Annotated in this window: 12 protein-coding genes; 9 read left to right on the top strand and 3 right to left on the bottom strand. The window is 71.8% G+C overall.

Features of this window, described 5'->3' with window-relative positions:
• Positions 1 to 539 precede the first annotated feature (539 nt).
• A complete protein-coding gene (locus tag ACGFIB_RS18870; RefSeq protein WP_142571067.1) occupies positions 540 to 1,475 on the bottom strand; it encodes an AraC family transcriptional regulator in 936 nt (311 codons plus the stop codon).
• 46 nt (positions 1,476 to 1,521) lie between these two features.
• On the opposite strand from ACGFIB_RS18870, the gene ACGFIB_RS18865 reads away from it, so the two are divergent.
• Positions 1,522 to 2,547 (top strand): SDR family NAD(P)-dependent oxidoreductase, encoded by a 1,026-nt coding sequence (locus ACGFIB_RS18865; protein WP_393373410.1) that lies wholly within the window; start codon positions 1,522 to 1,524, stop codon positions 2,545 to 2,547.
• A 43-nt stretch (positions 2,548 to 2,590) separates the two neighbouring features.
• Here ACGFIB_RS18865 and ACGFIB_RS18860 read toward each other — a convergent pair whose 3' ends face one another.
• Positions 2,591 to 3,178, bottom strand: coding sequence for a TetR family transcriptional regulator (locus ACGFIB_RS18860; RefSeq protein ID WP_357159127.1), 588 nt, complete (start codon positions 3,176 to 3,178; stop codon positions 2,591 to 2,593).
• A 45-nt stretch (positions 3,179 to 3,223) separates the two neighbouring features.
• Here ACGFIB_RS18860 and ACGFIB_RS18855 point away from each other — a divergent pair, with 45 nt between their 5' ends.
• The 3 genes from ACGFIB_RS18855 (at position 3,224) to ACGFIB_RS18845 (ending at position 5,034) form a co-directional block, all read left to right on the top strand.
• Positions 3,224 to 4,318 carry an NAD(P)-dependent alcohol dehydrogenase gene (locus tag ACGFIB_RS18855; RefSeq protein WP_393373407.1) on the top strand — a complete coding sequence of 365 codons (1,095 nt, stop codon included), beginning with the start codon at positions 3,224 to 3,226 and terminating at the stop codon, positions 4,316 to 4,318.
• A 147-nt stretch (positions 4,319 to 4,465) separates the two neighbouring features.
• Positions 4,466 to 4,726 carry a hypothetical protein gene (locus tag ACGFIB_RS18850; RefSeq protein WP_142571070.1) on the top strand — a complete coding sequence of 87 codons (261 nt, stop codon included), beginning with the start codon at positions 4,466 to 4,468 and terminating at the stop codon, positions 4,724 to 4,726.
• Complete coding sequence (locus ACGFIB_RS18845; RefSeq protein WP_142571071.1) at positions 4,723 to 5,034, top strand: type II toxin-antitoxin system PemK/MazF family toxin; 312 nt, start codon at positions 4,723 to 4,725, stop codon at positions 5,032 to 5,034. The genes ACGFIB_RS18850 and ACGFIB_RS18845 overlap by 4 nt, the downstream gene beginning before the upstream one ends.
• A gap of 320 nt (positions 5,035 to 5,354) precedes the next feature.
• On the opposite strand, the gene ACGFIB_RS18840 is transcribed toward ACGFIB_RS18845, so the two are convergent.
• Positions 5,355 to 5,729 (bottom strand): ArsR/SmtB family transcription factor, encoded by a 375-nt coding sequence (locus tag ACGFIB_RS18840; protein ID WP_393373403.1) that lies wholly within the window; start codon positions 5,727 to 5,729, stop codon positions 5,355 to 5,357.
• A 65-nt stretch (positions 5,730 to 5,794) separates the two neighbouring features.
• On the opposite strand from ACGFIB_RS18840, the gene ACGFIB_RS18835 reads away from it, so the two are divergent.
• The 5 genes from ACGFIB_RS18835 (at position 5,795) to ACGFIB_RS18815 (ending at position 14,224) form a co-directional block, all read left to right on the top strand.
• Entirely contained in the window at positions 5,795 to 7,804 is a 2,010-nt protein-coding gene (locus ACGFIB_RS18835) for a heavy metal translocating P-type ATPase (protein WP_393373400.1), read from the top strand.
• Between the two features lie 8 nt (positions 7,805 to 7,812).
• Positions 7,813 to 8,379 (top strand): GNAT family N-acetyltransferase, encoded by a 567-nt coding sequence (locus ACGFIB_RS18830; RefSeq protein WP_393373398.1) that lies wholly within the window; start codon positions 7,813 to 7,815, stop codon positions 8,377 to 8,379.
• Positions 8,380 to 8,668: 289 nt separating this feature from the next.
• Complete coding sequence (locus tag ACGFIB_RS18825; RefSeq protein WP_393373395.1) at positions 8,669 to 10,615, top strand: hypothetical protein; 1,947 nt, start codon at positions 8,669 to 8,671, stop codon at positions 10,613 to 10,615.
• Positions 10,605 to 12,578: a TOMM precursor leader peptide-binding protein gene (locus tag ACGFIB_RS18820; protein ID WP_393373393.1), complete on the top strand. Its 1,974-nt coding sequence runs from the start codon at positions 10,605 to 10,607 to the stop codon at positions 12,576 to 12,578. The genes ACGFIB_RS18825 and ACGFIB_RS18820 overlap by 11 nt, the downstream gene beginning before the upstream one ends.
• Positions 12,575 to 14,224, top strand: a complete 1,650-nt coding sequence (locus tag ACGFIB_RS18815; RefSeq protein ID WP_393373390.1) for a SagB/ThcOx family dehydrogenase — start codon at positions 12,575 to 12,577, stop codon at positions 14,222 to 14,224. Before ACGFIB_RS18820 ends, ACGFIB_RS18815 begins: the two co-directional genes overlap by 4 nt.
• Positions 14,225 to 14,254 lie beyond the last annotated feature (30 nt).

The raw sequence follows: 14,254 nt of genomic DNA, 5'->3' as shown, positions 1-14,254 counted from the left end.
AGGCCACGGTCGACCAGCTCGACGAGGTGGTGGCCCTGTTCGACCAGGCCGTGTCCGCTCGGAGTCGCGGGTGAAGTCCAAGACCGACGAGGCGCTGATCGAGCGCGCCACACCTACCTGCGCCAGTTCACCCCGAACGTGCTGGCCACGAGCGACTTCCAGGGGCCGGGCACGGGCGAGCTGATGGAAGCTGTGGTCGTTGTGAAGGAGATGAACCGGCTCGGCGGCCAAGGTGCCTGCAGGGAAGCCGACCGTCTAAATACGCCGACTACCCGGCCACCTACCTGTACACGCCGGAGCAGTGGTCGCCCCGGCGCAGCGAGTACTGCCGCCTGGTGGGCAAACCGCCGACCGCGGCAGACGCACTGGAGCAGGGCAAGGAGGAACTGCACGCTGCCTTGAAGAGATTACGGGGAGCCAACACGACGACGGCCACCTAACGACCAGCCGTCAGGCTCCGCGGTGTCTTTGTGTCATATTCCGGCTGCGCCCCTGTTGCAGCAGCAGGCAGAGAGGTTCCGGTCAAGCAGGTAGTACCTCTACCGACTTGGTGCGTGCGTCACTTCATCGCGGACCCGGTATCGGTAACGCAGCGGTGACACCCCTACCTCCCGTTTGAACGCGGTGCTGAACGCGCTTTCCGACGCGTAGCCCAGTTCGGCCGCCAGTGACCCGACGCGGACATCGCCGTCACGAAGAGCGCGTTGCGCCAGCAGCATCCGCCAGCGGTTGAGGTAGGTCAGCGGCGGTACGCCCGCCACAGCCCGGAAGCGTACGGCGAACGACGTCCGCGACATTGCCACAGTCCGCGCCAACTCCTCCAAGCTCCAGTGCCTTCCAGGCTGGGCGTGCATGAGGCTGAGTGCTGGACGCAACCGTTCGTCGGTCAGCAGTTGCAGCCATCCCGGGGGTAGCTGGGCCTGGTCGACGTAGGCGCGCAGCACATTGAGCAGCAGGAGCTGACCGTACTGCCGAATCGCGAACGCCGAGCCCAGCCGGTTCCCGGTCACCTCGTCGAACAGCCGGTCGAGCGTGCCGCGCAGGTTCCTCGCCGTGGCAGCCAAGGCCCGGACGTGGCCGAGCGGCGGAAGCGCCTGCAGCATCAGCGCTCGACCTGCCGGGTTGATGTCGACTGCGACTCCGATGACGACGTCGTCGGTGCCGCGGTCGGCACCGACGAGTCGGGCGAAGTTCTCCTCGGGCTTGATCTCGCGGCGTGGTTCGTCGCCTATGCCGCCCTCCTGCTCCAGCCACGACCGGTTGTTCAGGATGGCGACGTCGCCCGCTTCCAACTCGATCGGCCTGTCGCTGCCGTCGGCGATCAGCCGGGACCGGCCGTACACCATCGCGATGAGCTTCAGCGGGTCCTCGATGGGCGCGCGCGCCACCCAAGGGCCCCGCACCGCGAAACCGCCTGACACCAGGCCGCGGATCTTGACGACGTCGAACACTTCCGACAGGGGATCAGCGACCATTTCCGTACTATCGCGCAAAAAAAGCGAACGGACAACTATTCAGAGTTTGAGCAGCCGTACGCAGACTGCTGGCATGACACATAAGCAGCACCCCATTGGATCCGGCTTCACCGCGGCATCGACGGCTGACGAAGTTCTCGAAGGCATCGACCTGTCCGGCACGAACGTCGTCGTCACCGCGGGCCACGTCGGCCTGGGCCGGGAGGCCACCCGTGCGCTCAGCAAGGCCGGCGCATCCGTCACGGTGGGCTCGCGCAACCCAGACCGTGCCGGGCCTGAGCTGGCCGGCATCGAGCGCGTGGAGATCGGCCGGCTGGACCTGCTCGACCCTGCGTCGATCGACGCCTTCGCTGCCCGCTACCTCGACTCCGGCAGTCCACTTCACATCTTGATCAACGGGGCCGGCATCATGGGCGGCCCCCTGGTCCGAGACACGCGCGGGTACGAATCTCACTTCGCGACCAACCATCTCGGCCACTTCCAGCTGACACTGGCCCTGCTGCCCGCGCTGCGCGCCGCCCATGGCGCCCGGGTTGTCAACGTGACGTCCGGCGCCCAGCGGATCTCCGACATCCGCTGGGACGACCCGCACTTCACCACCGGCTACGACGGCCACCTCGCCTACGCTCAGTCCAAGACCGCCAACGTGCTGTTCGCCGTCGAGCTGGACCGCCGATGGGCCGGAGAGGGAATCCGCGGCTATGCCGTACACCCCGGCATCATCGTTGGCACCAACCTGGGAAGCTCGATGCCCGAGGACCAAGCGCGGGCCGTCAACCTGGCCATGGGACTCATTGACGAGTCCGGCCGGCCGATCATCGACCCCGACCGTGAGAAGAAGACGCCGCAGCAGGGGGCCAGCACCATCGTGTTCGCCGCGACCAGCCCGTTGCTCGCCGAGATCGGCGGTGTCTACCTGAGGAACAACGACATCTCGCCGCTGGATCACGATCCGAAGCCCGTCACCTTCGGCCCCGAGGGAATCGTCTCGTCCAACGTCGTGCCGCACGCCATCAATCCGGAGTCGGCGCGGCGGCTCTGGGAGCTGAGCGAGCAACTACTCAAGGCCTGACGCCTGCCGCGATCTCGGCGAGGGGCGAGGCCGTCCGCCGGCGTCACTTGGGCGCAACCGCGCGCCGAACACATTCGTGGAGCAGGGTGCGGCGCCGTTCGTGTACGTCTGAGGGCTCTTGGGCAGTCGCCGCATAGACGTTGCTGACCGGTGACCAGGCCATGGACATGGCGATGACCATGGCCATCACGTCGAACGGGTCTCCCTGGCGCACTCGCCCAGCGGCTTGGGCTTCGGCGATGACACGGAGCTTGTGATCGTCGAGGCGATCGTGGTCCTCCACGAGGTGGCCGGTTGGCCGGCGCTCCAGTCGCGCCCAAGTGGCCAGCCGGATGAGGTCGGGGCGGCGGAGATACTCGTCGTAGAGGCGTACGGCCCAGTCCGCAAGGTCGGCGGCGTCGATTGGGACGACGTTCACGATCCGCTCCAGCGAGCCGAAGAAGATCGTGTCGAAGAGCTTGTCCTTGTTGCCGAAGTAGGCGTAGAGCTGGGCCTTGTTGGTGCGCGCGGCGGACACGATCCGCTCGATGCGGGCCCCAGCGATGCCATGCTCGGCGAACTCCCGGGTAGCCACGTCGAGAATGCGCTGGTAGGTCGCGGCTCCGCGCGAGGTCACGGGTTGGTCCACCATGCCGCGACGCTACCAGACAGAACGGTTGGTTTGTTGCGATGGTGGATGGCGCGTACTCTTCTGATAGACCGAACAGTCTGTTTAAGGAGAGTTGTTGTGCGGACCACGATCGGATGGCGGGCGGACGGCCCGGCGGCGGCGCTGCGTCGGGCCCCGCTGGAGCGGCGCGACCTGCGCCCCGACGATCTCGCTGTGCGGATCGACTACTGCGGCGTCTGCCACAGCGACCTGCACGCGCTGCGCGACCACGACGGCGCGGCCGAGCATCCGTTGGTGCCGGGTCACGAGTTCACCGGCGTGGTGACCGAGACCGGGCCCGCGGTCACCCGCTTTCGCGTCGGCGACCGGGTCGCGGTCGGCAACATCGTCGATTCGTGTGGCGAGTGCCCCATGTGTCGGGCCGGTCAGGAGAATTTCTGTCACGCCTTCCCGACCCTGACCTACGGCGGCACCGACCGGCAGGACGGATCGACCACCCTGGGGGGATTCTCCCGCGAGTACGTCGTCCGCGACCGGTTCGCCTACCCGCTTCCCCCCGGTCTGGACCCGGCGGCCGCCGCTCCCCTGCTCTGCGCCGGCGTCACAGTCTGGGAACCCCTGCACGCGCTGGGCGTGGGTCCCGGCAGCCGCGTCGCCGTGGCGGGGCTGGGCGGCCTGGGGCATCTCGCGGTCAAGATGGCAGTGGCGCTCGGCGCTACCGTATCGGTCATCAGCCGCTCACCCGACAAAGCAGACGACGCACGCCGGCTCGGCGCCCACGGCTTCATCGTGTCCACAGATCCGCAACAGCTGGCCTCGGCCCGAGACGGGTTCGATGTTGTCATCGACACCATCTCCACCTCGCACGACCTCAGCCCGTACCTGCGACTGGTCGCCTTGGACGGCACGCTCAGCCACATTGGGCATCTCGGACCCCTCACCGTGGAGACCATGGACCTGCTCGTGGGGCGCAAGAAACTTACCTCCGCGGGTAGCGGCGGCCGTCCCGCAACTGCCGCCATGCTGGATTTCTGCGCCGACAAAGGCATCACCGCCGAGATCGAACTGCTCCCCTCGTCGCAGGTCAACGAGGCCCTCGACCGCCTCCGCCGCAACGATGTCCGCTACCGTTTCGTACTCGACATGTCCGACCTGAGCTGAGCGGCCAGGGCCACAGCGCCCCAACCGGCGTACATCTAGGGCAGGTGCGGCACCCGTTCGTCAAAAAAGTATTAAAGAAGCAGCTGGGACCAACCGCATTCTCCGGCTTCCCTACCCCAGGTAATACCTGATGGCTACACTCTGGGTATGGCGAAGGATAAGACCTCAATCAGCATCGCCCCCTGGATTCTGGAGAAGGCGCGGGCGCACGCGGAGGCGAACGGGCTCAGCGTGTCGGCCGTCATCGAGCGGGGCATCCTGCGCGAGCTCGCCGCATCCCACGACCAGTCCGCGCGCGCCGCGTATTACGGCTCCCCCGCGATCGCCGCCCAGGAAGCCGACGAGGCCGCTCTGCACGACGACATCCGTGCCCATCTGAAGGACAAGCAGGGCGGGGCCGCCGCGTGAGCCACCGGTTCGGGGAACTCTGGACGGTCCAGCTCGGCGACCGCGAAGAGGTACGTCTCGTCGTATCCGGCGACTTCTACCACACCCTCTACGGCGACAACGTGCTCACCGCATACGTCGAAGCCGCCGACATGGCCAGCGCGTTGACGGCGTTCTCCATCGACGTGGGTGGAGGCCGGGCGGCGATGGTCGACCGCATCGCAACCGTGCACAGCGGCCGGCTGAAGGAGAAAGTGGGCGACCTGCCTGAGGCGCGGCTCGCCGACGTACGAGGCATGCTCGCCGCCATCTTCGGCTTCGCCAGCTGATCCCACGCGTATGCCCCCCGGCGATTCACCCCCGGGGGCTCCTCATCCATGAGCCCGATACATGGCGGACGTGACGCAACACGGGAAGGGCCCATGCCAACCTCGGCCAGGGTGAGGGCCGGATAGCGTCGGCGCATGTCCTCGACGCACGTCTGGTTCGTGCCGCATCCGAGCTCTGGAACATCAAGCCGTCTGCTCTGAGTGCCCGCATGACCTTGTGGCCCGGTGGCGTTCGCGATGCCGAACTCTGCGATCGCGGCGACGAGCGATGGGACGCGCTCGCCACGCTTGACGCCCCGGACACCCGGGAGCTGCTGCGACTACCCGGCAGCGGGCCCGTCGACCGTGGCATGGCCGGCCGCGCGGTCGGTGTCCTGCCGGTCGATGTGGTCGGCGTGGTAGATGCCCTGGGTCAGCAGTCGGCGGACGTGCTCGTCGGCCGCGCTGTAGTAAACGAAGGTGCCCTCGCGGCGGCCTTTGACCAGGCCGGCCAGGCGGAGCTTGGCCAGGTGCTGGCTAACCGCGGTGGGCGCGGCGTCGGCGAGTTCGGCCAGGCAGGCGACGTTGGACTCGCCCTGCAGCAGCGCCCAAAGGATCTTAATGCGGGTGGGGTCGGACAGCAGCCGGAACGACTCGGCGGCCAGGTGCACCTGTTCCTCGTTCGGCATGTCGAAGTCCGGCAGCGACGTGTGCATGCCCCCATCCTACCCACCATCTTCTTACTTGCGTATCTGCGTGAATGCGCATGTACGATGGCGCGGTGATAACCGAACTGGCAACCGCCGATCCCCGGCCGGCGACCGCCGCATCACCCCCGGCCGCCGGCGCGTGGTGGCGGTCCGGGGCGTGGTCGCTGGCGGAGGTGCGCTGGGCGGCGGCCGCCAGCGTGCTGTTCGCCGCCGGCGGCGCCGCGCAGCTGGGCGCGGCTCCGCCGTGGCTGTGGTGGAACCTGTATCTGGCCTGCTACGCGGCCGGCGGCTGGGAGCCGGGCCTCGCAGGGCTGCGGGCGCTGCGTGAGCGGACGCTGGATGTGGACCTGCTGATGGTCGCCGCGGCGATCGGCGCCGCGGCGATCGGGCAGGTCTTCGACGGCGCGCTGCTGATCGTCATCTTCGCCACCTCCGGCGCCCTGGAGGCGGTGGCCACCAAACGCACCGCCGACTCGGTGCGCGGCCTGCTGGATCTGACGCCCGAGCAGGCCACCCGTCTGACCGGTGCCGGAGACCATGCCCGGGAGGACATCGTCGACGCGGCGGTGCTGCAGGTCGGCGAGGTGATCCTGGTCCGGCCCGGGGAACGCGTCGGCGCCGACGGCCGGGTGCTGTCGGGGGCCGGCCCGGTCGACCAGGCTTCCATCACCGGAGAGAGCCTGCCGGTGGACAAGCAGGCCGGGGACGAGGTCTTCGCCGGGACGGTCAACGGCACCGGCGTGCTGCGGGTGCGGGTGACCCGCGCGGCGGGTGAGACCGTGATCGCCCGGATTGTGGCCATGGTGGAGCAGGCCAGCGCCACCAAGGCGCGCACGCAGCTGTTCATCGAGAAGGTCGAGCAGCGCTACTCGGTGGTCATGGTCGCCGCCACGCTGGCGCTGTTCACGCTGCCGCTGCTGTGGGGCGCGAGCGTGCACCACAGCCTGCTGCGCGCGATGACCTTCATGATCGTGGCCTCGCCGTGTGCGGTGGTGCTGGCCACCATGCCGCCGCTCCTGGCCGCGATCGCCACCGCCGGCCGGAACGGCGTGCTCGTCAAGTCGGCGGTGGTGATGGAACACCTGGCCGACATCACCCAGGTGGCCTTCGACAAGACCGGCACGCTGACCGAGGGCCGCCCGCACCTGACCGGCGTGCACGCGCTGCCCGGCGCCGAGGTGTCCGAGGTCCGGCTGCTGGCCCTGGCGGCCGCGGCCGAGCAGGGCAGCGAGCACCCGCTGGGGCGCGCGGTGGTGCGGGCCGCGCGCGACCGCGGTCTGATGTCGGCGCCCGCCGAGGAGTTCGGCTCCGAGCCCGGGCGCGGGGTGCGAGCCCGCGTGCAGGCCCACCTGGTCGAGGTGGGAAGCCCCGCCCAGCTGCTCCACGGCGACCGCAGACAGGACACCGCCGCCGCGGCAGTGGTGGTGGCCGGCTTGGAGGACAGCGGGCACACCGCCGTCGTCGTCCGCGTCAACGGCGCCTTGGCCGGGGTGCTCGCGCTGGCCGACCGGATGCGCCCCGGCGCCGCCGAGGCGGTCGCGCAGCTGACCGACTTGACCGGGGCCCGACCGGTACTGCTGACCGGCGACAACGCCCGCGCCGCCGAGCGCCTGGCCGCCCAAGCGGGCATCGACGAGGTCCGCGCGGACCTGCTGCCGGCCGGCAAGGTGACCGCGGTGCGCGAGCTGCAGGCCGGCGGCGCACAGGTGGCGCTGGTCGGCGACGGCGTCAACGACGCCCCCGCGCTGACCACCGCCCACGTCGGCATCGCGATGGGCCGCGCCGGATCGGACCTGGCTCTGGACACCGCTGATGCGGTCATCACCCGCGACGAGCTGGCGGCCGTCCCGGCGGTGATCGCGCTCGCCCGCCGGGCCCGCCGCCTGGTGATGGCCAACCTCGTCATCGCCACCACCTTCATCGCCGTGCTGGTGGCCTGGGACCTGTTCGGCGACCTGCCGCTGCCACTGGGCGTGGCCGGGCACGAAGGCTCCACCGTCATCGTCGGCCTCAACGGGTTGCGTCTGCTTCGCGACGCCGCCTGGCGCCGCGCCGTCGCCGCCAGCCGCACAGAAGGCTGATCTGCGCCATGACCACAACGCCCGGCGGCATCACCGTCCCAGCGCACCTCCAGCTCACCGGCTCAGGTCTCATCCTGCGCGAATGGGACGACGGCGACGTGCCCGCCATGACCGAACTGTTCGACGACCAGGCCGTCGACCGGTGGACCCCGCTCCGGGCCCCCTTCGACCAGACGGCCGCCCGCGCCTACCTCGATCAGGCCCGCCGGCGGCGCGCGCACGGCGCCCGGCTCCAGCTCGCCATCACCACCGACGGCCACCAGCCGCTCGGCGAGATCCTGCTGTTCCCCACCGGCGCCGGCCGGGAGGTGGAGCTGGCCTACGCCGTCGGCGCCGCGTACCGCCGCCGGCACCTGGCCGTCCGAGCCGTCCAGCTGATCACCACCTGGGCCTACGACACCCTGGACGCCACCCGCGTGATCCTGCGCATCCCGCCGGGCAACAGCGCCAGCGCGGCGGTCGCCCGATCGGCGGGCTTCGAGCTGACCACGGCACCACTGGTCACCCGCGATGGCGCCCGCGACCCGCTGCGCACCTGGCTGCATTGCCGGGCGGGGCAGCCCGCCACAGGTTAGCCCCGACCGCCGTTCATGTACGTGGAAACGGCCTCTCATCTGCGGCATCGGCTGGTGGTGCCCAACAGCCAGACCCCGCCGCGCTCGAAAATGACGATCGACCGTCTGATCGCCCACCGTGAGGTCGGCCTGCGCGAGAAGACCTTCTACCGGATGCCTCTTGATCATGTTTCCGGTAATTGCCCGAGACGTGGGAATTCGGAAACTGGGGATTTTACATGGAAACGGATGTGCAAAAAAGATTGCCGCATACTTTACTTAATTGTCATTCGATCTTAATATCGAGCCTATGGGAGCGCTCCCACACGCCGATACGGCGATGCGGCCGCGATTGCGGGACGACGTTCGGTTCGTCGAATGCCCAGAGGGGGTGTACGTCCACAGCGACTACGGATCGTGCACGCTGCGGGGCCGCCAGGCGTACGCCTGGCTCAGCAGGCTGGCTCCGGTGCTCACCGGGCGGCACAGCTTGGCGGAGCTGACCGCACAGTTGCCGGACGACAAGCGCGACATGGTCGAGGGCCTGGTGCGCCGGCTGGCGGAGCAGCGGTTCGTCGTCGATGCCCGGCAGGCGCGGCCCCACGGCCTGACCGAGGCCGAGCGGTGCACGTACGCGGAGGAGATCGCCTTCATCGGCTACGTACTCGACTCCCCCGAGTGGCGGTTCGAGCGGCTCCGCCGCTCCCGGCTGGTCGTTACGGGCGACGGTCCACTGCTGGTGGCGCTCCTGGAGGCGTGCGCCGGGGCGGGCTGGCAACGGATCACCGTGATATGCCCCGACACGGAGGCGGTCGCCCAGGCCACGGACCGCGCCCGCCGCGATCCGGGGCAGGAGATACACGCCGTTTCCGCCCAGGACCACCCCCGCGCCCTCACCCGGGACGCGGACGTCGTCCTCCAGGTCGGCACCGACATCGACACCCTCGTGACGAGCGCCCGCGCCTGCGAGGCGGCCGAGGTCGTCCTGGGGCAGGCCCTCGTCCGCCCCGCGGAGGTGTGGCTCGGCCAGGTCGGCAGGCCCTCGATGACGGCTGCCGAGTCGGGCTGGCACCGGCTGGCCGCCATGCCCGCCGTGACCCCGCCCCGCTCAGGCGAGGACTGGCTGGTGGGCCCGGTGCCCGCGGTGGTGGCCTCCATGCTGGCCCTGGCCTGTTTCTCCCATCTGACCGGCCTCGACACCGTCGGCACGAGCCAGAAGCTCCAGCTCACCCGAGTCGATCTGCGCAACCTCGACACCGTCCCGCACCGGTTCGTCCCCCATCCCCGCGCGGGCGCCCGTGCGGCCGCCCCGCGCGCCGATGCGGTGCGGGACGCGGTGCGGTCGCCGGCGTCGGGCGCCTCGGTCGACGCGGGGGAACTGCTCGACCGGGCGGCGGAAGCGGTCGACTCCCGGCTGGGCCTCCTCGGCATGCTGGACGAGCGGGGACTGGCGCAGGCCCCGCTGTCTGTCTGCCTGGCGACCGTCTCCGACCCGTTCGGGGCGCTGCCGCGCTGGACACCGCCTCCTCGGGTCGTCGGGTGGGGCGAGGACCGGCGGACGGCGCGGCTGCGCTGCCTGCTCGCCGCGCTCGCCACCTACGGCGTCCTCGCCGCCGGGCCGGCCGCTCGCGCCGGTGGGGAGGACGTCCTATGGGGCGTCGAGCTGCCGGGCGGCCGGCCGCGCTCTGTGCCTGTGGCCGCCCTACACCTCGCCGGGGCCGGGGCGCTCCAGGTCTCCGACGGCGCGGGGGCAGGACTGAGCTGGGCCGAGGCGGTCGCCGCCGGGCTGCGGACCCACTGCGAAACCCTGCTGGCCGCGCGCCTGCGGCAGGACCCTACGGCGGAAGCGGGCCTACCGGTGGATCTCACTGCCGATGGGCCGGCGCGGCAGCTCGCGCTGGCCGGCGAGCGACCGGATGTGCGCGACCACACGTCCGTCCTCGGCGTACCCGCTCTGTCTTTCACCGTTCCCGGCGGGCCGGTCCTGGTGTCGGCCGCGGCCACTGCACCGGCCGCGCTGCGGGACGGCCTGGAACGGCTGCTGCTGCGCTGGCAGTCCCGGGCCGAAGGGCAGAGCGCCTACGCCGGGGCCCGTCCCCTCTGGGCGCCCGCAGGGGACCCCGCGGAGGCCGTGCGGTTGATGGCGGGCGCGTTGCGCGCGACCGGCAGGGTGCCGGTCGCGGTGCCGCTCGGCGGCGATGCCGAGGCTTCGCGGCTGCTCCCCTACGTCACACAGGTCGTGCTCCTTGAGGGCTGAGAACGCGCCGACGAGCGCGCTCGCCGAGTCACCGGCCCTCGTGACCGTGCTGGGGATCGGCAGGCTGCGCGCCGCGATCCGCGCGGCCGTCACGGCTCCGGGACCCGCCGGTCCGGGCGGCGGGACGATCGTCGTCGCGAGCGACGCCGACGACGTCCGGCCCTATCCCTCTGTGGCGCGCCGCGCGGCCGAGCAGGGTGTGCCGTGGCTGCCGGTCCGAGTCGACGCCGGCTGGGTGCTGGTCGGCCCGGCGGCGCGCCCGCCGCTGCCGGGCTGCCCGAGCTGCGTCGAGCGGCGGCGCAGGGGCAACCGGCCCGACGCGCTGGGGCGTGACGCGCTGCGTGAGCGGTACGGTGCGGAGCTGGACACCCGGCCGTGCGCCCTCCTCACGCCGCTCGTCGCGAAAGCGGTCGCGGCGCTGGTGGCCGACGAGGTGGACCGGCTGTGGCGCGACCCCGCGTCCGCGCGGACCACGGGCGCGCTGCTCAGGGTCCACGTGCCGACCGGCACGGTGCGCCGTCATCTGTTCCTGCCCGACCCGCTCTGCCCGGACTGCGGCGCCCGACCCGACGACGGGCCCGACGCCGGCCGCTACGTCCCCGCGCCGGCGCCCAAACCGCATCCGGGGGCGTTCAGGGTCGGCGCCATCAGCGGCAGGGCCGGGGAGCTGGAACGGCGGTTCGTCGACGCCGAGACCGGAATCGTGCAGGCCTTGGTCGCGGAGGAGCGCGGCGGCAGCGCCATGGCGGTCGCCCGGCTCAGCCCGGCGCGGACCGCGCACGAAAGCCACCACGGGTACGGGCGCAGCGACGACTTCGCCTCGGCGCGGGCGACCGCGGTCGCCGAGGCACTGGAGCGGATCGCCGGCATCCATCCGCGCGGGCGGCGGACCGTCGTGCGCGCCGCGTACGCCGACGTCGCCGACCGTGCCCTCGACCCGAGGACACTGGGCCTCTACCCCGACGACTGGTACGACCAGCCCGACTTCTGGTTCACCCGCTTCCGGCCGGAGCTGCCCACGTCGTGGGTGTGGGCGTACTCGTTCCAGCGGGACGAGCCGGTTCTGGTGCCGGAGAGCTACGCGTACTTCGGCCCTCGGCCGGCGGGGGACCTCGGGTTCGCCTACGAGTGCTCCAACGGGTGCGCCCTCGGCGGCCACCCCGCCGAGGCGATCCTTCACGGCCTGCTCGAGGTGGCCGAGCGGGACGCGTTCCTCACCACGTGGTACGCCCGGATGCCCATCCCCCGCGTCGACCTGGCGTCGGCGCACGACCGGCGCATCCCCATGATCGCCCAGCGCATTCGGGATCGGCTGGGCTACGACGTGTACGCGTTCGCCGCCATGCTGGAGCAGCGAGTGCCGGTGTTCTGGGTGATGGCCGTCGAGGCGACGGGGCGACCGGATCGGCCGCGGGCGCTGTGCGGAACCGCCGCCGATTTGATGCCCGAGCGTGCGCTGCGCCGGGCGCTCGACGACCTCGGCCCGATGCTGGTAGGGCACATCGAGCGCTACGACCCGGCGGAGGCGGCCAGGCTGGCGGCCGACCCCGGCGAGGTGCGGCTCCTGGAGCACCATCCTCTGCTCTACGGTCACCCGGAGGCGTTCGGGCGGCTGGGCTTCCTGCCGGTCGACGGGCCCGCCCTGACGGTGGCGGAGGTCACGGCCCGGCTCGGCTGGCCGGAGCACGACGACCTCACCGCGGACCTCGCCGAGCTGGCCGGGCGCTACCTGGCGAGCGGCCTCGACGTGATCGCCGTCGACATCACCTCTCCCGAGGCCCGGGCGGGCGGCTTCGCCGGTGCGAAGGTCATCGTGCCGGGGGCGATGCCGATGACGTTCGGGCACCGGTACCGGCGTGTCCACGGCCTGCCGCGACTGCTGTCCCTGCCCCGACTGCTCGGCTACCGGGACGACGACCTGCGGCCCGAGGACCTCAACCCGCACCCCCATCCCTTCCCATGACGCGCCCCATCGGCACCGACGAAGGAAGCGAGGCAGACCGGATGCACGGCATCACGGCGACGAGCGCGTCCGGTGACGCCACGCGCCGCTACCTGGCCGCGATGCGTGACCGGGGCCCGCTGTCCATCGACTGGGCCAACGCACCGACCCGGCACAAGCGCTACCCGGGGGCCGAGCGCGTCGTCCTGCCCTGGGCCACCCGGGACGGCACCGCCCTCGGCCTGGTCGGCGAGCTGCTGCGGGAGCTGCTCGGCCTGGCCAGGGTGGTCTGGTATCACCCGATGGACGACCTCGGCGACCCCCTGGGGGAGCCGCCCGTGTTCCTCCTCGGCCGCCCGGCGCCGTCGGGGGGCGGGCTCTACCCGATCGAGGCGTACGTCGCGGCCGGGGAGCGCCGCGTTCCCGGCCTGCCCGCCGCCTTGTACCACTACGACTCGGTCCACCACGCGCTGGAGCGCGTGCGGGAGGGCGACCACACCCCGGCTCTCACCGGCCTGGTCGCGGACGCGCCGGACCCGGACGTCACGCTCGTGCTGTCGGCGGTGTTCTGGCGGTCGATGTTCAAGTACGGCGACTTCGGCTACCGCCTGATCTGCCAGGAGACCGGTGTGCTCATCGCCCAAGCGCTCGCCGTCGCCGGACGGCTGCGCGTGGCCGGCCGGGCGCACCTGCGATTCTCGGACGAGGAGGTCGACCGCCTAGTGGGGCTTGACGGCGCGCGGGAGGCCGCGATGGCCGTGCTCACGTTCACGCTGCCCCGAGCACACGGCTCTCTCGTCAACCGGGAAGTCCCGCGGACCCCCCGCGGCGGGAGCACACGGCGACCGGCGGCCCGGGAGGCGGCCGGGGAGAGCATGCCGCTCCCCCTGCCGATGCCCGACGGCCCCGCCGCCGCTCTGCACCGGGCGAGCACGGCCGGCGGCGGCGCGTCCTCGTCTTCCTCCACCCGGCTGCGGCCCGCCCCTCCCCCGGGGATCGGCCCGGCCATCCCCGTCCCGGAGCCGGCGCCCGGGGTGTGCCTGGCGGCGGGGGTGCCGCGCCGCGCGTCCCCGCCGGCCGGTTACCGCCCGGTCCCCCTTCGGGCGGGCGAGCTCGGCGCCATCCTGGCGGCCGCGGGCGGTGGTTACCCCGCCGACCTACCCGCGGCCGGGACGGGACTCGCGGCGACCGTCCTGTGCCTGCTGGCCCTTCGTGTGCACGGGCTACCCCGCGGCGCGTACTGGTATGACCACGACCGGCGGATGCTGCACGAGGCCGCCGGCCAGGACCCGATGCCCGCGGTGGCGGCCGGACGCCTGCTGGGCAACACCCGGGCCGCCCTGCGGGGAGCGGCCGCCGTGCTCGTCCCGGTAGGCGATCCCCTGGCGGGCGCCGGCCTTTTCGGTGACCGCTGGTACCGCCTTCAGCAGGCCGAGGCGGGCCTGGCCGCCCAGCGGGCGGCGCTGGCCGCCGCTGCCCTCGGCCTGGCCGCGCGCATCCACTCCGACGGCGCGAACGACACGACCGACGAGGTGCTCGGGATCGCCGGAACTCCGCTGCGGAGCCTGTCCTTCCTGGCGATGGGCACGCCCCTGACCAGCGGGCCCCTCGTGGCCCGCGGGATCCCGGCCGGCTCACACGAGGAGGTGAGGCGCACCACAGGATGACGCCGTGCCCTCCGGCGCACGGCCTCGTAC

The organism is Microbispora bryophytorum (assembly GCF_043197435.1).
Lineage (GTDB): Bacteria > Actinomycetota > Actinomycetes > Streptosporangiales > Streptosporangiaceae > Microbispora > Microbispora bryophytorum.
Note: the sequence above shows the minus strand (reverse complement) of the source record. Positions and strands in the feature narration are given on the sequence as shown.